Source organism: Burkholderia sp. AW49-1, from assembly GCF_053427845.1.
Genome location: NZ_JBSAXF010000022.1, coordinates 1 through 21,618 on the forward strand (window position 1 = coordinate 1; position 21,618 = coordinate 21,618).

18 protein-coding genes and 1 tRNA gene are annotated in these 21,618 nt (G+C 66.2%); 10 read left to right on the forward strand and 9 right to left on the reverse strand.

Translation table 11 applies throughout. The features are described from left to right. The first annotated feature begins 160 nt into the window (after positions 1-160). Positions 161-3,031: a DUF927 domain-containing protein gene (locus ACV22W_RS25675; protein ID WP_448022447.1), complete on the forward strand. Its 2,871-nt coding sequence runs from the start codon at positions 161-163 to the stop codon at positions 3,029-3,031. A gap of 615 nt (positions 3,032-3,646) precedes the next feature. On the opposite strand, the gene ACV22W_RS25680 is transcribed toward ACV22W_RS25675, so the two are convergent. The 4 genes from ACV22W_RS25680 to ACV22W_RS25695 form a co-directional block, all read right to left on the reverse strand. Then, positions 3,647-4,861, reverse strand: coding sequence for a tyrosine-type recombinase/integrase (locus ACV22W_RS25680; RefSeq protein WP_448022397.1), 1,215 nt, complete (start codon positions 4,859-4,861; stop codon positions 3,647-3,649). Between the two features lie 172 nt (positions 4,862-5,033). Then, positions 5,034-5,118, reverse strand: a tRNA-Leu gene (locus ACV22W_RS25685). Positions 5,119-5,213: 95 nt separating this feature from the next. Then, positions 5,214-6,371, reverse strand: coding sequence for an ABC transporter substrate-binding protein (locus ACV22W_RS25690; protein ID WP_448022398.1), 1,158 nt, complete (start codon positions 6,369-6,371; stop codon positions 5,214-5,216). Positions 6,372-6,441: 70 nt separating this feature from the next. Further along, complete coding sequence (locus tag ACV22W_RS25695; protein WP_009689198.1) at positions 6,442-7,383, reverse strand: CysB family HTH-type transcriptional regulator; 942 nt, start codon at positions 7,381-7,383, stop codon at positions 6,442-6,444. A gap of 216 nt (positions 7,384-7,599) precedes the next feature. On the opposite strand from ACV22W_RS25695, the gene ACV22W_RS25700 reads away from it, so the two are divergent. From ACV22W_RS25700 to cobA, 6 genes are all read left to right on the forward strand, one after another. After that, on the forward strand, positions 7,600-9,279 hold the full coding sequence (locus tag ACV22W_RS25700; RefSeq protein ID WP_448022399.1) for a nitrite/sulfite reductase: 1,680 nt from the start codon (positions 7,600-7,602) through the stop codon (positions 9,277-9,279). Positions 9,280-9,304: 25 nt separating this feature from the next. Then, positions 9,305-9,847 carry a DUF934 domain-containing protein gene (locus ACV22W_RS25705; protein ID WP_448022400.1) on the forward strand — a complete coding sequence of 181 codons (543 nt, stop codon included), beginning with the start codon at positions 9,305-9,307 and terminating at the stop codon, positions 9,845-9,847. Then, positions 9,844-10,587, forward strand: a complete 744-nt coding sequence (locus tag ACV22W_RS25710) for a phosphoadenylyl-sulfate reductase (protein WP_448022401.1) — start codon at positions 9,844-9,846, stop codon at positions 10,585-10,587. Before ACV22W_RS25705 ends, ACV22W_RS25710 begins: the two co-directional genes overlap by 4 nt. Before the next feature lie 75 nt (positions 10,588-10,662). Next, a complete protein-coding gene (cysD, locus tag ACV22W_RS25715; RefSeq protein WP_044845620.1) occupies positions 10,663-11,625 on the forward strand; it encodes a sulfate adenylyltransferase subunit CysD in 963 nt (320 codons plus the stop codon). Positions 11,626-11,647: 22 nt separating this feature from the next. Beyond that, a complete protein-coding gene (locus ACV22W_RS25720) occupies positions 11,648-12,964 on the forward strand; it encodes a sulfate adenylyltransferase subunit 1 (protein ID WP_448022402.1) in 1,317 nt (438 codons plus the stop codon). Between the two features lie 75 nt (positions 12,965-13,039). Beyond that, on the forward strand, positions 13,040-13,789 hold the full coding sequence (gene cobA / locus ACV22W_RS25725; protein ID WP_448022403.1) for a uroporphyrinogen-III C-methyltransferase: 750 nt from the start codon (positions 13,040-13,042) through the stop codon (positions 13,787-13,789). Between the two features lie 80 nt (positions 13,790-13,869). On the opposite strand, the gene ACV22W_RS25730 is transcribed toward cobA, so the two are convergent. Genes ACV22W_RS25730 through lptF form a run of 3 tightly spaced genes read right to left on the reverse strand, consistent with a single transcriptional unit; the run spans position 13,870 to position 16,522 of the window. Continuing rightward, a complete protein-coding gene (locus ACV22W_RS25730; protein ID WP_448022404.1) occupies positions 13,870-14,253 on the reverse strand; it encodes a sirohydrochlorin chelatase in 384 nt (127 codons plus the stop codon). 25 nt (positions 14,254-14,278) lie between these two features. Next, complete coding sequence (gene lptG, locus ACV22W_RS25735) at positions 14,279-15,427, reverse strand: LPS export ABC transporter permease LptG (RefSeq protein WP_448022405.1); 1,149 nt, start codon at positions 15,425-15,427, stop codon at positions 14,279-14,281. 3 nt (positions 15,428-15,430) lie between these two features. Continuing rightward, positions 15,431-16,522, reverse strand: coding sequence for an LPS export ABC transporter permease LptF (gene lptF, locus ACV22W_RS25740; protein ID WP_044845625.1), 1,092 nt, complete (start codon positions 16,520-16,522; stop codon positions 15,431-15,433). A gap of 122 nt (positions 16,523-16,644) precedes the next feature. On the opposite strand from lptF, the gene ACV22W_RS25745 reads away from it, so the two are divergent. From ACV22W_RS25745 to ACV22W_RS25755, 3 genes are read left to right on the forward strand one after another with little or no spacing between them, the layout of a single operon-like run. Continuing rightward, positions 16,645-18,156 (forward strand): leucyl aminopeptidase, encoded by a 1,512-nt coding sequence (locus ACV22W_RS25745; RefSeq protein WP_448022406.1) that lies wholly within the window; start codon positions 16,645-16,647, stop codon positions 18,154-18,156. Positions 18,157-18,190: 34 nt separating this feature from the next. Further along, complete coding sequence (locus ACV22W_RS25750; protein ID WP_044845627.1) at positions 18,191-18,607, forward strand: DNA polymerase III subunit chi; 417 nt, start codon at positions 18,191-18,193, stop codon at positions 18,605-18,607. A gap of 25 nt (positions 18,608-18,632) precedes the next feature. After that, the gene (locus ACV22W_RS25755) at positions 18,633-19,322 is read left to right on the forward strand and encodes a DUF2486 family protein (RefSeq protein WP_448022407.1); all 690 of its coding nucleotides are present in this window, start codon (positions 18,633-18,635) and stop codon (positions 19,320-19,322) included. A 106-nt stretch (positions 19,323-19,428) separates the two neighbouring features. Here ACV22W_RS25755 and ACV22W_RS25760 read toward each other — a convergent pair whose 3' ends face one another. Then, the gene (locus ACV22W_RS25760) at positions 19,429-19,758 is read right to left on the reverse strand and encodes a c-type cytochrome (protein ID WP_448022408.1); all 330 of its coding nucleotides are present in this window, start codon (positions 19,756-19,758) and stop codon (positions 19,429-19,431) included. Positions 19,759-19,884: 126 nt separating this feature from the next. Next, complete coding sequence (ilvD, locus tag ACV22W_RS25765; protein ID WP_448022409.1) at positions 19,885-21,558, reverse strand: dihydroxy-acid dehydratase; 1,674 nt, start codon at positions 21,556-21,558, stop codon at positions 19,885-19,887. Between the last annotated feature and the right edge of the window lie 60 nt (positions 21,559-21,618).

The following is a 21,618-nucleotide window of genomic DNA, read 5'->3' on the forward strand; positions in this document are numbered from 1 at the left end:
GGCGGTTCTGTCGGTGCCTCGTGCGGCCGGCTAAGGCCCGCCGCTAGGCATCGCCGCATCATTCAATTCTTCGCGCGTCGGGTAGCTGCTTACCCGATATGGACTACTAATCGGAAGCCGACCGACGCGCGTCCAGTGGGAACCTATGAGTAACGCACCCATGTCGGAATTCGAGCGGGCGAGAGTCGCGCTCGGCTATGTTCCGCCCGACGACCGCGACACGTGGCGTCAGGTGGGGATGGCGCTCAAGGCCGAGTTTGACGAGGAGGGCTTCGCCCTCTGGAACGAATGGAGCCAAGGCGCGCAGAACTACAACGGCAAGGACGCGCGCGATGTGTGGAAGTCGTTCAAGGGCGGCAAGATCACCATCAACACGCTGTTTCACCTCGCCAAGCAAGGCGGCTTCGATCCGCGCGCGCATCGGGCGAAGCCGGTCGATCCAGCCGAGCGCGAGCGGCAGAATGCCGAACGCGCGGCCCGCGAGGCAGCCGAGCTGGCCGAGCTGACAGAGAAACAGCGGGCCGCGTCAGCGCTTGCTGAATCGATCTGGTCGGCGTCCGAGCCTGCGCCGGCCGATCATCCCTATCTCGTTCGCAAGCGCATCCCGGTCGACGCGCTGCGCGTCTATCGTGGCGGCTTGTGCATCGGCACCGCCGCGTGCGACGGCGCACTCGTCATCCCGGCCCGTGACGCGGACGGCAGGCTGTGGACGCTGGAATTCGTCCTGACGGACGGCCAGAAACGCTATCTGCCGAATGGCCGCAAGGCGGGCTGCTTCTCGCTGATCGGTGGCCCGTTATCTTCCGCGCCGTCCACGCTGCTGATTGGCGAGGGTTACGCCACGTGCGCGACGCTCGCGGCCGCGACGGGCTATCCGGCCGCCGTCGCCTTCGACGCCGGCAACCTGCACGCAGTCGCGACGGCGCTGCGCGGCCAGTATCCGGACGCCCGCATCGTCGTGTGCGCCGACGACGACCACACGACGAAGGGCAATCCGGGCGTGACGAAGGCCCGCGCGGCGGCCGAGGCCGTCGCCGGCATCGTCGCGGTGCCCGACTTCGGTTCGAACCGTCCAGCGGCCGGCACCGACTTCAACGACCTGGCTGCGCACGTCGGCCCGGATGCGGTGGCCGCCGCCGTGCGCGCTGCGCTTGCGCCGGCCGGTTTGGCCGCCTCGTCGGATGCCGGCCAAGGCAAGGCCACGCCAGCCGCCACGAAGCCCGCCAAGCGCCCCAAAACGGCCCGCGCTCAGGACGGTAAGTCGCGGTTCGTCGTCGACGACAAGGGCGTGTGGTTTCACGGCTTCAACAATCAGGGCGACCCGCTGCCGCCGCATTGGGTCAGCACGCGTATCGACGTAATCGCGGAGACGCGCAACGAGATGAACAGCGAGTGGGGCTACCTGCTCGAATTCACGGACCGCGACGGCATCCTGAAACGGTGGGCGGTGCCGGCGGGGCTCTTCGCAGGCGACGGCACGGAGCTGCGCCGGATGCTGCTCGATATGGGCGTGAAGCTCGGCGTGACGCAGATCGCCCGCACGCAGATCGCGAACTATGTGCAGATGGCCCAGCCTGACGAGCGCGTGCGCTGCGTGCCGCGCGTTGGCTGGCATCACGGCGCGTTCGTGCTACCCGATCGTGTCATTGGCACCGGCAAAGAGGCGTTGATCTATCAGGCCGACACGCCGATCCAGAGCCAGTTCAAGGAACGCGGCACGCTGGACGACTGGCAACGCGAGGTTGCGGCTTACTGCGTCGGCAATAGCCGGCTGCTGTTCTGCGTCGCTACCGCCTTCGCTGGTCCGCTGCTGCATTTCTCCGGGCTCCAGTCGGGCGGCTTCCACCTGCTCGGCACGACGTCCAAGGGCAAGTCGACGGGCGGTGTCATCGCCGCGTCCGTGTTCGGTTCGCCCGACTACGTGCGGAGCTGGAAGGCGACCGACAACGCGCTCGAAGCCGTCGCCACGCAACATAGCGACGCGCTGCTGATCCTCGACGAAATCGGGCAGGTCGAGCCGCGCCTGGTCGGCGATGTGATCTACATGCTCGCGAACGAGTCGGGCAAGGCCCGTGCGTCGCGTAGCGGCTCAGCAAAGCCCGTGCTCACGTGGCGGCTGCTGTTCCTGTCGAACGGCGAAAAGAGCGTGTCCGCGCTGATGGCCGAGGGCAACAAGCCGATGAAAGGCGGTATCGAGGTGCGCTTGCCCGCGATCCCGGCTGAGGTTGGGGAAATGGGCGTCGTGGAGAAGCTGCACGGCTTCCCGACGCCGGCCGCGCTGATCGAGCATCTAGAGCGGCACGCCGGCAGGCACTACGGCACGGCGGGGCCGGCCTTCATCGAGTGGGCGTCGTCGCAGGCCGATGAGCTGGCCGAGCATCTGCGCGTGCGCGTCGATGAGCTGGTCGGGCAATGGGTTCCGGACGGTTCGCATTCGCAGGTCGCGCGCGTCGCCAAACGGTTCTGCCTTGTCGCGGTGGCGGGCGAGCTGGCGACGGCGCACGGGCTGACCGGCTGGCCGCAGGGCGAAGCGGTCGAGGCCGCACGTCGCTGCTTCGAGGGCTGGCTCGAACTGCGCGGAGGCACGGGCAATTCGGACGAAGCGGATGCGGTGCGACAGGTGCTGCACTTCCTCGTCGCACACGGCGACAACCGTTTCGTGTGGATGAACCGGGCGCAGGACGACCATCGACCGAACGCGCCGCACCGTGCGGGCTGGAAACGACTCGTGAAACACGACAAGAGCAGCGTCGCGATTGAGTCGAATCAAGCCTATTACGCGGAGTTCGGCGACAAGATGAGCGCCGAAGATGCGGAGTGTGTCGAGACGGAATATCTGATCGAGTCGACCGTGTTCCGTAAGGACGTGTGCGCCGGCTTCGATCACAAGATGGTCGCGAACGCCCTGATAAAGCGTGGTGTGCTGAGGCCCCGCACCGACGGCTATCCGTACCGACGTGAGCACATTCCGGGACATGGCCCAGCCATGGTCTACCGTGTGCTGCCGTCGATCTTCACGCTCGAACTGTGAAAGACGCCGCCGCCGTCCGGGAGGGCGGTGGCGGGGATTCCTTTGCGCGGTATTTTTGGCCCGCGCGTCAAAGTTGCTTTGAGCGATACGTGCCAGACGGAACCGGGCCGGCGGCTGCCTCGACTCTTGCCGCATCCGTAACAATCCAGTCCGGTTTATCTCCAGTATCTCCAGCATTCTCCAAATCGTTTGGAGACACACGAATCCCTACCCCATAAGGCTTTGCGGCCGATTCAGGCGGTTATCTCCAACTCTCCAACTTATTTTGCAGTGAGCGGACACGCGTCGATCGTCTGTGTCGACCGCGAAGCTTGGCGGGGCTTGGCTCTACGGGATTCGAGAGGCGTCGAAACCGTGTTTTCGAGGGGGGTGTCCGCGATGCGCCCCGATCGGACATTGTTACGTTGGCCGCAAGTGTCGAGGGGGAGCAAGGGACCCTGTAGCAGGGTCAATATGCGGGGGCTCACACCCGCGTCTTTTCTCTACTGACGGCAAACATAGGGGGGGGCACATAATAATAAGGGGCCAAATCATCGCCTCACCCTATGCCTAGGCCGTGTCCGTTTTACTGGTGGGAGACGCACGGAAGGGGGGCATACTCGCAGCGGTACGGATCTATCTTGCCGCTGCGATCGGAATGATTTCCGCACCGGCTTTGAGCTTGTCGAGGTAGTCCGCCCACTGTTGCATCATCGAACGTCGGGCCTTGATGAATTTCGTTCGGTTGTACGCGCGCCCCAGGCTGTCAGGGACGGTATGCGCTAGTTGGTGCTCGATCACTTCCGGCTTTTCCTCCAACTCTTCATGCAGGATCGTCCGTGCCATTGCCCGGAAGCCGTGACCGGTAATCTCGGTGCGAGTGTCGTAGCCGAGCCGACGAAGGGCTGCATTGATAGCGGCCTCGCTCATCGGCCGATTTCGGTCGCGAGCACCAGGGAACACGTAGACGCCTTCGCCAGTCAGGGCGTGAAGCTCGCGCAAAATCGTGACAGCCTGCGCGGCCAGTGGAACAAGGTGATCCGTTTTCGTTTTGTTGACGAAATAGCGCCATTCGCCTTTGTCGAGGTCGAATTGCGCCCATTCTGCCTTCCGCAACTCGCCCGGCCTAACGAACAGCATGGGAGCTAGCTTGAGCGCGCAGAGAACCGGGAACGTGCCCGTGAAGCCGTCGAACGCGCGAAGCATCTCGCCCACTTTCTCCGGCTCAGTGATTGAGGCAAAGTGTGTTGTCTGCGCGGGCGGGATTGCATCTACCAGATCGCGGGCCGGATCGGCCTTGCAGTACCCCTCTTTGATGCCGTAGCGGAATACCCGGCTAATCTCGCTGCGGATGCGATGGGCGGTAAATCTGGCTCCACGCCCGTCTACGCGCTTCAGCACGACCAGTATCTCCGGGGCGTCGATTTCAGCGATAGGGCGCTTGCCGAGCCATGGGAATACATCGTTCTCCATGCGGGCGAGCGTCTTGGCATGCTGCGCTGGCTCCACGGTCGTCTTGCGCTCGGCCATCCAGCCACGGGCGACAACCTCAAACGAATGGGCGGCCGCGAGCAGGCTGGCCCTTTTTTCCGCCTTCTTCGCTTCACCCGGATCGATGCCGGCAGCGAGCTTTTCACGGGCTTCGTCGCGCTTCTTCCGTGCGGTCGCCAATGTAACTTCCGGGTAGACGCCGAGCGAGTAGCGCTTTTCCTTGCCCCCAAATCGGTATTTGAGGCGCCACCACTTGCCCCCGCTCGGGGCGACTTCCAGATAGAGGCCGCCTCCGTCGAACAGGCGCACGGGCTTGTCGGCTGGCTTGGCGTTCCGGATGGCTGTATCGGTTAATGGCACGGGGGCAACTCCTGACGGGTAAGGCAACTTCGGATCGGTTGCCCCCAATGTTGCCCCCGCTTGCCCCCGGCTGTCTACGCACTACACGGCACTTTGCCGGAATGAAAAAACCCGCGAAGCCTTGTGCTGTCGCGGGTTTTGGGACTTCCGGGAATTTCCCGGAACTATGTCATGGTGCCCAGGGCCGGAATCGAACCGGCACGCCTTGCGGCGGGGGATTTTGAGTCCCCTGCGTCTACCAATTTCACCACCTGGGCTTTGATCCTGGCCGCGCATGCGATTGTGCGCGGCGAAACGCGGATTATGGCGGAAAACGGGGCACCGGGCAAGCTGTCCGGCGATCGTCCCTGCGTTACCGGCTCAGATAGACGAACTGGCCGTGCTTCACGATCCCCATCACGCTCGCGCGTTGATCGAGCCCCACGTGATCCTTGTCGCTCGTATTGACGACGCCGTTCGGCACGACGAGCTCGTGCGCGTGCTCGAGCTCGCGCCGCAGCGCCGCGCGGAAGGCCGGCGTGCCGGGCTGCGCGGCCTTGAGCGCGCGGCCGACCGCGTCGGCAAGGCGCGGATAGACGCCCGCCGCATCACCGGCGAACTGCGTGACCGTGCCGGCGCCGTATTTCGCTTCGTACGCGTCGACGAACGCGAGCGCGGCCTTGCGGGCCGGATGGTCGGCGGGCAGCGTGCGCGCGACGACGACCGGCTGGGTCGGGAACAGCGTACCGTCGACGTCCTTGCCGCCGAGCTTGATGAACTCCGGCGTCGCGATCCCGTGCGTCTGGTAGATCGCGCCCTTGTAGCCGCGCTCGATCAGCGTACGCTGCGGCAGCACGGCTGGTGTGCCCGAACCCGCGATCAGGATCGCGTCCGGCTTCGCCGCGATCAGCTTCAGCGCCTGGCCGGTGACGCTTGCGTCGGTGCGGTTGAAGCGCTCGGTCGCGGTCACGCGGATCTTGCGGACGTCCGCGAAGCGTGTGAATTCGTTCAGCCAGCTGTCGCCGTAGCTGTCCGCGAAGCCGATGAAGCCGACCGTCTTCACGCCATGGTTTGCCATGTAGCGCGTCATCACGTCGGCCATCGCGCTGTCGCTCTGCGCCATCTTGAACGCCCAGGTCCGCGCGCCTTCCTGCGGCTCGACGATCGCGCCGGAGCCGACCAGCGTGATCATCGGCGTCTGCGCGGCCGCCACCGCGTCGAGCGCCGCGAGCGCGGCCGGCGTGATGTTCGGCCCGACCACGACGTCGACGTGATCCTCGTCGACCAGCTTGCGGATGTTGCGCACGGCGGCGCCCGGGTCGGACGCGTCGTCGAGCACCGTCACCTGCAGCGGCTGCCCGGCGATCGTCTTCGGCCACATCAGGATCGCATTCTTGCTGGTGATGCCGATCGCGGCGGCCGGGCCGGTCGACGACAGGTCGACGCCGACCTTCAGGTCGGCATGCGCGGCCGCGCAGGCGAGCACGAGGGCGGCGCCGGCGGCGCGGCGCAACAGGGCGGGAAGCGTCATGCGGGAATCTCCGTCTGCATCGGGCAATAAAAAGGGGCGCAATGTGCGCCCCTGTGTTTATACCTGTCCTTCAAAGCTCGTACGATTCGGATTCGCCCTTGAGCGCCTGCTCGATCAGCTTGCGGTTCAGCGTCGGCGACAGCAGCTCCACGAGCGTATACACATAGCTGCGCAGGTAGGCGCCCTGCTTGAGCGCGACGCGCGTCACGTTGCTGCCGAACAGGTGGCCGACCGGAATCAGCCGCAGGTTGCGGTCGCGCTCCGGGTTGAACGCGATGTCGGCCATGATTCCGACGCCGAGCCCGAGCTCGACGTAGGTCTTGATCACGTCGGCGTCGATCGCCTCCAGCACGATGTCCGGCGACAACCCGCGCAGCGCGAACGCGTGGTTGATCTTCTTGCGGCCGGCGAACGCGTCGTCGTACGTGATCAGCGGGTATTGCGCGAGATCGTCCAGCGTGACCGGCTTGCGTTCGAGCAGCGGGTGGTCGGCCGGTACCACGGCCGCGTGATGCCACTGGAAGCAGGGCAGCGACACGAGTTCCTTGTAGTCGGCGATCGCCTCGGTCGCGATCGCCAGATCGGCCTGGTCGTGGATCACCATCTCGGCGACCTGGGTCGGGCTGCCTTGCAGGATCGACAGGTGCACCTTCGGGAAGCGCTTCTTGAATTCGGCGATCGCGGCCGGCAGCGAGTAGCGGGCCTGCGTGTGGGTGGCGGCGATCGTCAGGTTGCCCTGATCCTGCGCCGCATAATCTTTTCCGACCCTTTTCAGGCTTTCCACTTCCTGCAGGATCCGCTCGACCGACGCGAGGATGATCCTGCCCGGCTCGGTGAGCGAGCGCACGCGTTTGCCGTGCCGCGTGAAGATCTCCACGCCCAGCTCGTCCTCGAGCTCGATGATCGCCTTCGATACCCCCGGCTGCGACGTGTAGAGCGCCTTGGCGGCCTCGGTGAGGTTGAAATTCTGCCGGACGGCCTCGCGCACGAAGCGAAATTGGTGCAGGTTCATTTATAACCCTTCCGCATATCAACAGAATTTTTTAGTCGTTTGAAATATAAGGCGAGTTTATTACGATTCACCGGAGTTTTTCAAATATGGATATCTGTTTTCGTCATTAGCAATCCAGCCGGGCCGCGGAAGGCCGGCGGTGGCGGCGGAACGGAGATTCGGGCGCGACGTGGCTAGGACGTCGCGCGGTCACCACGAAAACCCTGGGGTCCCCGAATGTATCAGTACGACCAGTACGACCAGACGATCGTCGACGAGCGAGTCGCGCAGTACCGCGATCAGGTGCGCCGCCGCCTGTCGGGCGAGTTGAGCGAAGACGAGTTCCGTCCGCTGCGCCTGCAGAATGGCCTGTACATGCAGCGCCACGCGTACATGCACCGCATCGCGATTCCGTACGGCAACCTGCGCAGCGAGCAGCTCCGCATGCTGGCGCGCATCGCCCGCGAACACGACCGCGGCTACGGCCACTTCTCGACCCGCTCGAACATCCAGTTCAACTGGGTCCAGCTCGAGGAAACGCCCGAAATCCTCGCGAAGCTCGCGTCGGTGCAGATGCACGCGATCCAGACGTCGGGCAACTGCATCCGCAACATCACGGCCGACCAGTTCGCCGGCGTCGCTCAGGACGAGGAGATCGATCCGCGTCCGTGGTCGGAAATCCTGCGCCAGTGGTCGACGTTCCATCCCGAATTCGCATGGCTGCCGCGCAAGTTCAAGATCGCGGTGTCCGGCTCGAAGCACGACCGCGCGGCCGTGCAGATCCACGACCTCGGCGTGTACCTGGAGAAGAACGCGCAGGGTGAAGTGGTCGCGAGCATCCTCGCGGGCGGCGGTCTCGGCCGCACGCCGATCGTCGGCGCGGTGATCAAGGAAGACCTGCCGTGGCAGCACCTGCTGACCTACTGCGAAGCCGTGCTGCGCGTGTACAACCGCTACGGTCGCCGTGACAACCTGTACAAGGCGCGTATCAAGATTCTCGTGAAGGCGCTGTCGCCTGCGAAGTTCGCGCAGCAGGTCGAGGAAGAGTGGCAGCACCTGAAGGACGGCCCGTCAACGCTCACGCAGGCCGAGCTCGACCGCGTGTCGCAGTACTTCTTGCCGCCCGTCTACGAGAAGCTCGCCGACACCGACGCATCGTTCGAACAGCACCTGCTCGAGAACAAGGCGTTCGCGCGCTGGGTCGAGCGCAACGTCGCGCCGCACAAGGTGCCGGGCTATGCCGCCGTCACGCTGTCGCTGAAGGATCACCGCGTGGCCCCGGGCGACGCGACCGACGCGCAGATGGACTTGGTGGCCGACTGGGCCGACGCATACTCGTTCGGCGAACTGCGCGTGTCGCACGAGCAGAACCTGATTCTCGCGAACGTGAAGAAGCGCGACCTGTTCGCGGTATGGGAAAAGGCGAAGGCGGCCGGTTTTGCGACGCCGAACATCGGCCTGCTGACCGACATCATCGCGTGCCCGGGCGGCGACTTCTGCTCGCTCGCGAACGCGAAGTCGATTCCGATCGCGCTGGCGATCCAGCAGCGTTTCGACGATCTGGACTACGTGTACGACCTCGGCGACCTGTCGCTGAACATTTCCGGTTGCATGAACTCGTGCGGTCATCATCACGTGGGTAACATCGGCATCCTCGGCGTCGACAAGGACGGTGCCGAGTGGTACCAGGTGTCGCTCGGCGGCGAGCAGGGCACGGGCCGCAACGGCGCGCGCCTCGGCCGCGTGATCGGGCCGTCGTTCTCGGCGGAGGAAGTGCCGGACGTGATCGCGAAGCTGATCGACACGTTCGTCGAGACGCGCATCGACGGCGAGCGCTTCATCGACACGTACGACCGCATCGGCATCGCACCGTTCAAGGAGCGCGTGTATGCGGCGCGCCAGGCAGTGAACGCGTAACCAACCGGGTAGAAGGAATTTGCAGATGGCTTCGATTATCAAGAACCGCGCAGTGATCGACGACGCATGGCAGGTCGTGCGCGCGGCGGAAGACGGTGCGCTGCCCGCGGTCGACGCGTTGCCGGCCGGCAAGGTGCTGGTGCCGTTCGCCCTGTGGCAGGCCGAGCGCGCGGCGCTCGTCGCCGCGAAGACGAAGGACGAACTCGGCGTGTGGCTCGCGCCGGACAGCGAGCCGGCCGATCTCGTGGCCGACTTCGCTGCGATCTCGCTGATCGCCGTCGATTTCCCGCGCTTCGCGGACGGCCGCGGCTACAGCATCGGGCGGCTGCTGCGCGAGCGCCACGGCTGGACCGGCGAGTTGCGCGCGATCGGCGACGTGCTGCGCGATCAGCTGCTGTACATGTCGCGTTGCGGCTTCGACGCGTTCGCGGTACGTGCCGACAAGGACATCCACGACGCGCTGAACGCGTTCGGCGAATTCACGCAGCGTTACCAGGGCGCGTTCGACGAGCCGGCGCCGCTGTTCCGCCGCCGCGATGCCGCGGCCGACGCCAAGGTGAGCGCATGAGCACCGCGACCGCACTGACGCCGGAACTCGCTACGAAGGTCGAGCGTCTCGACGCGCTGCTCGCGCAGATCGGCGCGCGCCACGAGAAGGTGAAGTTCGCGAGCAGCCTCGCCGCGGAAGACATGCTGCTCACGCACGCGATCCTGTCGAAGGGCGTGTCGATCGGCATCTTCTCGCTGAACACCGGCCGCCTGCACGCGGAAACGCTGGGCATGATCGATCGCGTACGCGAGCGCTACGGCTACGAGATCGAGCAGTTTCACCCGCGCCAGGACGCGGTCGACCAGTACGTCGCCGAGCACGGCCTGAACGCGTTCTACGAAAGCGTCGAGCTGCGCAAGTCGTGCTGCCACATCCGCAAGGTCGAGCCGCTGAACCGCGCGCTGGCCGACGTCGGCGCGTGGGTCACGGGCCAGCGCCGCGAGCAGTCGGTCACGCGTGCGGAGCTGCACGAGGAAGAACAGGACGAAGCGCGCGGGATCGCGAAGTACAACCCGCTCGCCGACTGGACGGAAGCCGACGTGTGGGCGTACCTGAAGGCGTTCGACGTGCCGGTCAACCCGCTGCATGCGCGCGGCTACCCGAGCATCGGCTGCGAGCCGTGTACGCGCGCGATCCGCCCCGGCGAGGACAGCCGGGCGGGACGCTGGTGGTGGGAGTCGCGCGACACGAAGGAATGCGGGCTGCACATCACGATCACGCCGATTCCCGCGAACGCCGAAGCCGGCGCCGCGCACTGAAAGCCGACAAGAAACCGAATATTGCGTCGCCCGCGATAGCGGGCGGCACGAACCCAGAAGAGAAGGACTGAAATCATGAGCACGACGCTCGAGCAATCCGCCTTTGCCCCGCCCACCGGCGCCGACGACCGCATGGGCCACCTCGACTGGCTCGAAGCCGAGTCGATCCACATCCTGCGCGAACTCGTTGCCGAATGCAGCAAGCCGGCGCTGTTGTTCTCGGGCGGCAAGGACTCGGTCGTCGTGCTGCACCTCGCGCTGAAGGCGTTCGGCCTCGGCGCGAACCGCAAGACGACGCTGCCGTTCCCGCTCGTGCACATCGATACGGGCCACAACTACGAGGAAGTGATCGACTTCCGCGACCGCCGTGCGCAAGAGCTCGGCGCCGAACTGGTGGTCGGCCACGTCGAGGATTCGATCAAGCGCGGCACGGTCGTGCTGCGCCGCGAAACCGATTCGCGCAACGCCGCGCAGGCCGTCACGCTGCTCGAGACGATCGAACAGCACGGCTACACGGCGCTGATCGGCGGCGCGCGCCGCGACGAAGAGAAGGCGCGCGCGAAGGAGCGGATCTTCTCGTTCCGCGACGAATTCGGCCAGTGGGATCCGAAGGCGCAGCGCCCGGAACTGTGGAGCCTGTACAACGCACGTCTGCACAACGGCGAGCACCTGCGCGTGTTCCCGATCTCGAACTGGACCGAGCTCGACGTGTGGCAATACATCGCGCGCGAGAATCTCGAACTGCCGTCGATCTACTACGCGCATCAGCGCGAGATCGTGCGCCGCAACGGTCTGCTCGTGCCGGTCACGCCGCTCACACCGATGCGTGACGGCGAGACGAGCGAACTCGCGCAGGTGCGCTTCCGCACGGTGGGCGACATCAGCTGCACGTGCCCGGTCGAGAGCGATGCGGACGACGTCGAGAAGATCATCGCCGAGACGGCGGTGACCGAGATCACCGAACGCGGCGCGACCCGGATGGACGATCAGGCCTCCGAAGCCGCGATGGAACAGCGCAAGAAGCAAGGTTATTTCTGAAGCACACGAGGACATTCACATCATGAGCATCATCGAGAACACCGAAGACCTCGGCGTGTTGCGCTTCATCACCGCGGGCAGCGTCGACGACGGCAAGAGCACGCTGATCGGCCGCCTGCTGTACGACAGCAAGGCCGTGCTGTCCGACCAGCTGTCCGCGCTGTCGCGCGCGAAGAACAAGCGCACGGTCGGCGACGAGATCGACCTCGCGCTGCTGACGGACGGGCTCGAAGCCGAGCGCGAGCAGGGCATCACGATCGACGTCGCATACCGCTATTTCGCGACCGCGAAGCGCAAGTTCATCATCGCCGACACGCCGGGCCACGAGCAGTACACGCGAAACATGGTGACGGGCGCATCGACCGCGCATGCGGCGATCATCCTGGTCGACGCGACGCGCGTGACGATCGAGAACGGCGTCGCGGAACTGCTGCCGCAAACGAAGCGCCACAGCGCGATCGTGAAGCTGCTCGCGCTGCAGCACGTGATCGTCGCGATCAACAAGATGGACCTCGTCGAGTACAGCGAAGCACGCTTCAACGAGATCCGCGACGCGTACGTCGCGCTCGCGAAGCAGCTCGGCCTGAACGATGTGCGTTTCGTGCCGGTGTCGGCGCTGAAGGGCGACAACATCGTCGGCGCGAGCGAGCGCATGCCGTGGTACGCGGGCGAGCCGCTGCTCGACGTGCTCGAATCGCTGCCGGTCGAGACGCAGGCGCATGACGCGCTGCGCTTCCCGGTGCAGTGGGTCGCGCGCCAGGACGGCAGCTCGGCCGACGATTTCCGCGGCTACATGGGCCGGATCGAATCGGGCGAGGTGAAGGTCGGCGACGAAATCGTCGTGCTGCCGTCGAACCGCACCGCGACGATCGCCGAGATCGTCGCGCCGGTGCCGGGCGGCACCGCGTCGGTTGCGCACGCATTCGCGGGCCAGACGGTGACGATTCGCCTCGAACAGGACGTCGACGTGTCGCGCGGCGACATGTTCGTCACGACGGCCGAGACGGTCGCGCCGGCGAAGAAGCTCGAGGCGGACCTGTGCTGGTTCGACGAGACGCCGCTGTCGCCGCAGCGCAAGTACCTGCTGAAGCAGACCACGAGCACGGTGTTCGCGAAGATCGGTGCGGTCAAGGAAGTGCTCGACGTGCATACGCTGTCGCACGCGACCGACCGCCAGGAACTGAAGATGAACGACATCGGCCGCGTGGCGCTGACGCTGCAGAAGCCGATTGTCTGCGACACGTACGACGCGCATCCGGGCACGGGCGCGTTCGTGCTGATCGACGAGGCGACGCATCATACGGTCGCCGCCGGCATGATCCGGGCGTTCTCGGCGTAACCGGCGTTTTGCGCCGCCCGTCTGGGCGGCGCGCGCCGGTCGCCGTTCACGAGCAGGACAAGCGAAGCGACAAACATGGGCAAGGTGTATCTGATCGGAGCAGGGCCGGGCGCGGCGGACCTCATCACGGTGCGTGGCGCGCGGCTGCTCGAGCAAGCCGACGTCGTGCTGCACGACGCGCTCGTCGAGCCGGCAATGCTCGACTATGCGCCGAACGCGCGGAAAATCGCGGTCGGCAAGCGCTGCGGGCAGCGTTCGACCGCGCAGCACTTCATCAACAAGCAGATCGTCGACGCGGCGCGCGAGCATGCGTGCGTCGTGCGCCTGAAGGGCGGCGATCCGATGCTGTTCGGGCGCGCCGAAGAGGAAATGCGCGCGCTCGAGGCGGCTGGCATCGATTACGAGATCGTGCCGGGCATCACCGCGGCGCTGGCCGGCGCGGCGACGCTGAAGCGCTCGCTGACGTTGCGCGGCGTGTCGCGCAGCGTCGCGTTCGCGACGCACAGCCGCGCGCCGGGCAGCGACGAGATTCGCGAGGCCGCGCGCGCCGATTCGATCGTCTACTACATGGGCCGCGACAGCGCGCCGGGCATCGCCCGCGAACTGATCGACGCGGGCCGCGCGCCCGCCACGCCGGTCGCGATCGTCGAGGCGTGCAGCACCGCGCGCGAACGCACGCTGACGCTCACGCTGGCGCAGATGGCGGCGGGCGACGCGCAGGCGTGGCTCGACCCGGCGGAACCGAGCCTGCTGATGATCGGCGACGCGTTCGCCGAACGCGTGCGGCGCGTGAAAGAGGGCGATGCGCTGCAGGATGCCGCTTGAGTCGAGCGCGTGGTTCGCAGGCGAAAAAAAAGCGCTGGCTTTCGAAGCCAGCGCTTTTTTGTTTGGGCTCGCCGATTCGCTTACGCGTCGCGGCCGAGCTGGTCGATGCAGTAGCGTGCGATCGCATCGAGCACGCCGTCGTCTTCCCCGACGGCCGTCGCGCAACGGATCTCGATGCCCGGATGCGCGGCGCGGCACGCGTCGACGAGCTGCGGCAGGTCGCGGCGCACATGGCCACCCTGGCCGAAGAATACGGGTACCACGGTGATGTGCGTGCAGCCGGCCGCGACCTGCGCGGCGATGGCCGTATCGAGCGACGGCGTCATCAGTTCGAGAAACGCCAGCGACACGTGCGGGGCAGGGGAGCCGGCCGCGCGCAGCCGCGCGGCGAGCCGCTCGAACGGCTCGGCCCAGCGCGGATCGCGTGCGCCGTGGCCGAACAGGACGATGCCGTGCGAACTCATGTCGAAGCCTCCGTCGTGACGGCGCTCAGTGCCGATCGACCCACTTGAGCGCGAACAGTCCGAGCGCGAGATAGATGAGGCCCGGTGTCGCCGCGGTCAGCGGCGCGGGCCACGTGTTCAGCGTGCCGATGTGCGAGAACAGCGTGTTGAGCAGCTGGAAGCTCATGCCGAGCATGATGCCGCCGAACACCTTCACGCCGACCACGCCGGCACGCGTATGCAGGTACGCGAACGGCAGCGACAGCACGAGCATCACGAACACCGCGAACGGGTAGAGCAGCTTGCGCCACAGCGCGATGTCATAGCGCTGCGTGTCCTGCTGGTTTTCGCGCAAGTGCTGGATGTAGCGGAACAGGTTGATGAGCGACATCCGTTCCGGCGACACGAGCAGCACCGACAGGATCTGCGGCGTCAGGTCCGAGCGCAGCCGGTATTCGGGCAGCGTCACCTGCTGCGACCGGTACACGGGGTTCAGCGCGTCGGCCGGTTGGCCGCTGATCGGCTTGATCGGCGTCAGTTCGGTTTCCGTCACGCCCTTGAGCAACCAGTGGCCGGGCGGCTCGTAGCGGCCCGTCTGCGCGATCCGCACGTTCTGCAACTGGAATTTCGAGTCGAATTCGTAGATGCGCACGTTGCTGATCGTCGAATCGGGCGACAGGCTGCCGACGTTGACGAAGCGCGTGACCTGATCGCCGTTCTCGCGGGCCGCGAGCGTGTCCTTCACCCACACGCCCGACTGGAAGTTCGACGACACCGATGCGCCGAGCGCCTGCAGCCGCACGCGTTCGGACAGCTGGTCGGCGTACGGGCCGACGAATTCGCCGATCAGGTAGGTGATGATCACGAGCGGAATGCCGATCTTCAGCAGCGAGCGCAGCGCCTGGTTGGTCGCGAGGCCCGACACGCGGAAGATCGTGAATTCCGAGTTCGCGGCCATCTGCGCGAACACGTAGATCGCGCTGATCAGCGCGGCGACCGGGATGATCTCGTAGAAGCGCGACGGGGTCTGCAGCGCGACGCGCAGCACCGCGTAGCCGAACTTGTAGTTGCCGTGCCCGACCGAGTTCAGTTCGCTGATCAGGTCGAAGAAGAAGAACAGGCCCGAGAACGCGAACAGGATGAAGATGAACGTGACGTAGATCTGCCGCGCGAAGTATTTTTCATAGAGCCGCATCGATCATGCTCCCGAGCGGCCGAACAGCGCGCGTGTAAACAGCGGACGATTGCGCACGCGCAACCAGAAGATGAACGCGACGATCGCCGCGACGACCAGGTGCAGGCCGACGAGGCCGACGCCGAACGACATCTTGCCCTGCTCGATCTGCGCCTGCACGACGTTCAGCAGGTTCGAATACGTGAGATAGATCAGCACGGCCATCACGAGGTTGATCGTGCGGCTGCGGCGCGGATTCTGGTACGACAGCGGAATGCCGAGCACCATCAGGTTGATCGCGATCAGCGGCAGCCCCGCGCGCCACGCGAATTCCGCGAGGTTGTCGCGCGTCGGGTTGCGCAGCAGGTCGGGCGTCGGCGTGCTGTTGGTGGTCGGCACGTTGGTGACCGGCGTGCTCGTGATCTTCACGCCGTAGCGCTGGAACTCCATGATCTTGAAGTTCGGCTGGCCGGGCGTGCCGTCGTAGCGGCGGCCGTCCTCCAGCACGACGAAGCGATCGCCGTCCTTCGTTTCCGTGTGGCCCGTGTGCGAGACCACGACGTTGACCTTGCCGTTCTCGGTCGACGTGACGAACACGTTCTGCACCTTGCTCTGGTCCGGCGACATCTTTTCGATGAAGAACACGCGATGGTTCGACGCCGATTCGCGGAACTGGCCAGGCGCGAGCAGCGAGATTTCGTCGCGCTGCTGGAAGCGCGCCTTGATCATCTTGCTCTGCTGGTTCGACCACGGCCAGCCGACGAACGCGAAGAACGCGATCAGCAGGACGATCGGCGTGGCGAACACGCCGATCGGCTTGATCAGGCGCGTGAGGCTCACGCCCGACGCGAGCCAGACGACCATTTCGGAGTCCCGGTACCACCGGGTCAGCACGAACAGGATCGACACGAACAGCGTGACGACGAGCATCACGGCGAGATAGCCGATCACGGTCAGGCCGATCAGCACGAGCACGTCGCGCGGATCGATTTCGCCGGACGCGGCATAGCCGACGATGCGGATCATCATCGTCGTGAGCATGATCGTGAGCAGCACCATGAACACGGCGCCAGCCGTATACGCAAGCTCGCGCTGGAGGGAGCGTTCGAAGATCATTCTTGATGAGAAGAGGGCGGGAGGCTGCGCACGCGTGGTGGAGCGCTCGCGCCGCCACGGGAAAAATAGCGGATAATTGCGGCTTTCATCCTTAGCCCAGATTTTATCCGAGGACAAGCGCGATGGACTTTAGCATAAAAGGCTGTGATTGGAGCAAAGGCGAAGCCAAGGGGTTCCTGACCGGGAAGTCCGACTGCATCGTCCTCGGCATCTTCGAGGCGCAGACTCTCTCGGGCGCGGCCCTCGACATCGACACGGCCACCAAGGGGCTGATCTCGCGCGTGGTGAAGGCCGGGGATATGGACGGCAAGCGCGGCAAGACGCTGTTCCTGCACGAGGTATCGGGCATCGGTGCGTCGCGCGTGCTGCTCGTCGGCCTCGGCAAGCAGGATGCTTTCAATCAGAAAGCCTACAACGACGCGGCGACGGCCGCATGGCGCGCGCTGCTGGCGACCAAGGTCGTCCAGGTCACGTTCTCGCTCGCTCAGCTGCCGGTCGACGAGCGCGGCTCCGACTGGGGCGTGCGTGCGGCGATTCTCGCGCTGCGCAACGAGACCTACCGCTTCACGCAGATGAAGAGCAAGCCGGAACCGGCGTCGCATACGCTCAAGCGCGTCGTGTTCAGCGTCGATCCGGCCGATGAAAAGGCGGCGAAGCTGGCGGCCAAGCAGGCTGTCGCGCTGGCGAACGGGATGGACCTCACGCGCGACCTGGGCAACCTGCCCGGCAACGTGTGCACGCCGACCTATCTCGGCAACACCGCGAAGAAGATCGCGAAGGATTGGGGTCTGAAGGTCGAGGTGCTCGGCCTGAAGCAGATCCAGGCGCTCAAGATGGGCTCGTTCCTGTCGGTTGCGCGCGCGTCGGTCGAGCCGCCGCAGTTCATCGTGCTGCATTACCAGGGCGCCGCCGCGAAGGCTGCGCCGGTCGTGCTGGTCGGCAAGGGCATCACGTTCGACACGGGCGGCATCTCGCTGAAGCCGGGCGAGGCCATGGATGAAATGAAGTACGACATGTGCGGCGCGGGCTCGGTGCTCGGCACGATGCGTGCGGTCGCCGAAATGGGCCTGAAGATCAACGTCGTCGCGATCGTGCCGACCTGCGAGAACATGCCGGGCGGCAACGCGACGAAGCCGGGCGACATCGTCACCAGCATGAAGGGGCTGACGATCGAGGTGCTCAACACCGACGCCGAGGGCCGCCTGATCCTGTGCGACGCGCTCACTTATGCGGAACGCTTCAAGCCGGCGGCCGTGATCGACGTGGCGACGCTGACGGGCGCTTGCGTGATCGCGCTCGGCGGCCACAACAGCGGCCTGTTCTCGAAGGACGATGCGCTCGCGGGCGAGCTGCTCGACGCCTCGCGCGAAGCGAACGATCCGGCGTGGCGCATGCCGCTCGACGACGAATACCAGGAACAGCTGAAGTCGAATTTCGCGGACATCGCGAACATCGGCGGGCGTCCGGCCGGCGCCGTGACGGCGGCGTGCTTCCTGTCGCGCTTCACCGACAGCTATCCGTGGGCGCACCTGGACATCGCCGGCACGGCGTGGAAGGGCGGCGCGGCGAAGGGCGCGACCGGCCGTCCGGTGCCGCTGCTCGCGCAGTTCCTGATCGACCGCGCCGGCCAGTGATGGCACGTCTCACGACGATGCGGGTGCGCGGGCAATGACGCGAATCGATTTCCATTCGAACGTCGGCGATTCGCTCGCGTACGCATGCCGGCTGCTGCGCAAGGCCTACCTGGCCGGGCAGCCGGTCGTCGTGCTGGCGGAACCCGCGCGCCTGCGCGCGCTGGACGAGCGGCTCTGGACGTTCTCGCCGCTCGATTTCATTCCGCACTGCGGCGTCGACAGCGCGCACGCGGCCGGCACGCCGATCGTGCTGGCCGCTGATCTCGACCAGGCGCCGCATCACCACGTGCTGCTGAATCTCGGCGCGGCCGTGCCCGCGCAGTTCGCCCGCTTCGAACGCCTGCTCGAGGTGGTCGGCAATGCGCCGGACGAGCTGGCCGCGGGCCGCGACCGCTATCGCTTCTACCGCGATCGCGGATACGCGCTGAACAACTACAAGCAAGGCAGCTAGCTGAAATCGTCGACGGAGCATTCCCGTGAACCAAGCCGAATCCTCTTCGATCCCGACGCTGACCGACGTGCTGGTGCCGGGCAAGCCGGTGCCGGCGCGTTCGTCCGCGACCGATGCGCCGCCGCGCGACGATGCGGCCGTGCCGGAACACGCGGGACTTGACCCCGAATTCGTGGTGGTCGAGCCGGTGCCGACGCCGGACGTCCCGACCGTCGAACTGCCGGGCGACAGCGATGCGCCGGCGCAACCCGGTGCCGCCGGGCACGTCGTCGCCGAGGAGTCGGCTGCGGCGCTGGCGCCGTTGCGCTCCGCGCTGGCCGACGACGATGGGCAGCAGGCCGGCGTAGCCGCGACGCCGCACGACGCCGGCGAAGCGATGCCGTCGCACGCGGTCGCAGCGGCGGTCGACGAACTGGCCACCGATCATCTTGCTCGCGCGGCGCACCCGGAATCGCATGCGGCCGCCGCGCTGACGCCGGAGGACGCGCAACATATCGCCGAGCGTCTGCGCAATCGGCTGACGAATTATCTGACAGGGGAAGGGCGCGAGGCCATCGAGGCACGCTGCCGCGACGCGCTGCACGACCATACGGCCTGGCTGGTCGGCCAGATTACGCGCGAAGTGGCGCTGGCGCTCGAAACCGAAGTGATGGAATGGGTTCGCGATGCGGTCGACGAAGAGATCGCTCGCCGCCGAGCCGGACGTTCAGGCTGAGCGCACGGAGAGTTTCGTGCGCGGGCGCGGCTCCGGTTGCAACGAGAAGCATGGCGCCGTGCCGGGCGCAAAGCGCGGCGCGCGTGCATGCGCCCCGTCATCCGGTTCAGCGCAGCGAAAGCACCCATTGCGCGAGCGTGTGCGCTTCGGCGCTCGTCAGTTGCGTATTGGCGGGCATCGGCACGCCGCTCCACACCCCGACGCTGCCCTTCACGATCGATTGCGCGAGGTAATCGACGGCGTCGGCACGTGCTGCGTACTTGCCGGCGATGTCGTGGAACGACGGGCCCATCAGCGGCTTGCTGACCGCATGGCAGGCCATGCAGTTCTTGCGCTGCGCAAGCACGAGTCCGTCGCTGGCCTGGTCGGCGTGTGCCGCCGCCGCGCTGCAGGTCAGCAGCGCGACGAGCAGCGCGCGCGATATCGTCTGTTTCATGCGGTTCTCCGCCGGCGGAAACGGCCGGCTTCACGGTCCGCGCATTATAAGAGCAAAGGGAAAGCGCGTTTTGCGCGTTTCCCCCGGCGGCCTTCTGCAATGGGGTCGCATGACACGCGTACCGCGTCAGCCGGTGACCGCGCCCTTGTTCGCCGGGCGCGCGAGGGCCGCGTACTTGGCGAGCACGCCGCGCGTGTAGCGCGGCGCCGGCTGCTTCCACGCGGCCCGTCGGCGCGCGAGCTCGGCGTCGTCGACGTTCAGCTGCAGCACGAGCCGGTGCGCATCGATCGTGATCGAGTCGCCTTCCTGCACGAGTGCGATCGTGCCGCCGACGAAGGCCTCGGGCGCGACGTGTCCGACCACCATCCCCCAGGTGCCGCCCGAGAAGCGGCCGTCGGTGATGAAGCCGACCGATTCGCCGAGCCCCTTGCCGATGATCGCTGACGTCGGCGCGAGCATTTCCGGCATGCCGGGGCCGCCCTGCGGGCCGAGATAGCGCAGCACCAGCACATCGCCGGCGCGGATCCGGTCGCCCAGGATCGCATCCATCGCGCTTTGCTCGTCGTCGAACACGCGCGCCGGGCCCGTGATCACCGGGTTCTTCAGGCCGGTGATCTTCGCGACCGCGCCGTCTTCCGCGAGGTTGCCCTTCAGGATCGCGAGATGCCCTTCCTTGTACAGCGCGCGATCGATCGGGAAGATCACCTTCTGGTCCGCGCGCGGCACGCCCGGCACATCCTTCAGCTCCTCGGCGATCGTCCGGCCGGTGATCGTCATGCAGTCGCCGTGCAGCAGCCCCGCATCGAGCAGGATCCGCAGCACCTGCGGGATGCCGCCGGCCTGGTGCAGATCGGTCGCGACGTACTGGCCCGACGGCTTCAGGTCGCAGATCACCGGCACGCGCTTGCGGATGCGCTCGAAGTCGTCGATCGTCCAGTCGACCTCGGCCGCGTGCGCGATCGCGAGATAGTGCAGCACCGCGTTGGTCGAGCCGCCGGTCGCCATGATCAGCGACACCGCGTTCTCGATCGACGCCCTCGTGATGATGTCGCGCGGCTTCAGGTCGCGCTTCACGGCCTCGACCAGCACGCGCGCCGATTCGGCGGCCGAGTCGACCTTCTCCTGATCGGGGTTCGCCATCGTCGACGAGTACATCAGCGACATGCCGAGTGCCTCGAACGACGAGCTCATCGTGTTCGCGGTATACATCCCGCCGCACGACCCCGACGTCGGGCACGCATTCTGCTCGACCCCTTCGAAATCTTCCTGCGACATACGGCCCGCGGTGAACTCGCCGACCGCCTCGAATGAGGACACGATCGTCAGGTCGCGGCCCTTCCAGTGGCCGGGGCGGATCGTGCCGCCGTACACGTAGATGCCCGGCACGTTCAGGCGCGCGAGCGCGATCATCCCGCCGGGCATGTTCTTGTCGCAGCCGCCGACCACCACCACGCCGTCCATCCACTGGCCCTGCACGCAGGTCTCGATGCAGTCGGCGATCACTTCGCGCGACACGAGCGAGTACTTCATCCCCTCGGTGCCCATCGACATGCCGTCCGAGATCGTCGGTGTGCCGAAGATCTGCGGGTTCGCATCGGCCGCCTTCACCGCCGCGACGGCCGCGTCCGACAGCCGCTGCAGGCCGGAGTTGCAAGGCGTGATCGTCGAATGGCCGTTCGCGATGCCGATCATCGGCTTGTCGAAATCGGCCTTCTGGTAACCGAGGGCGTAATACATCGAGCGGTTCGGCGAACGGGCCACGCCTTGCGTGATGTGCTTCGAGCGACGGTTGTACGGCATGGGGGACTCCATCGTTGTATTGGCGACGCCCGCGAACGGCGCGCCGGTTCGGATCAATCA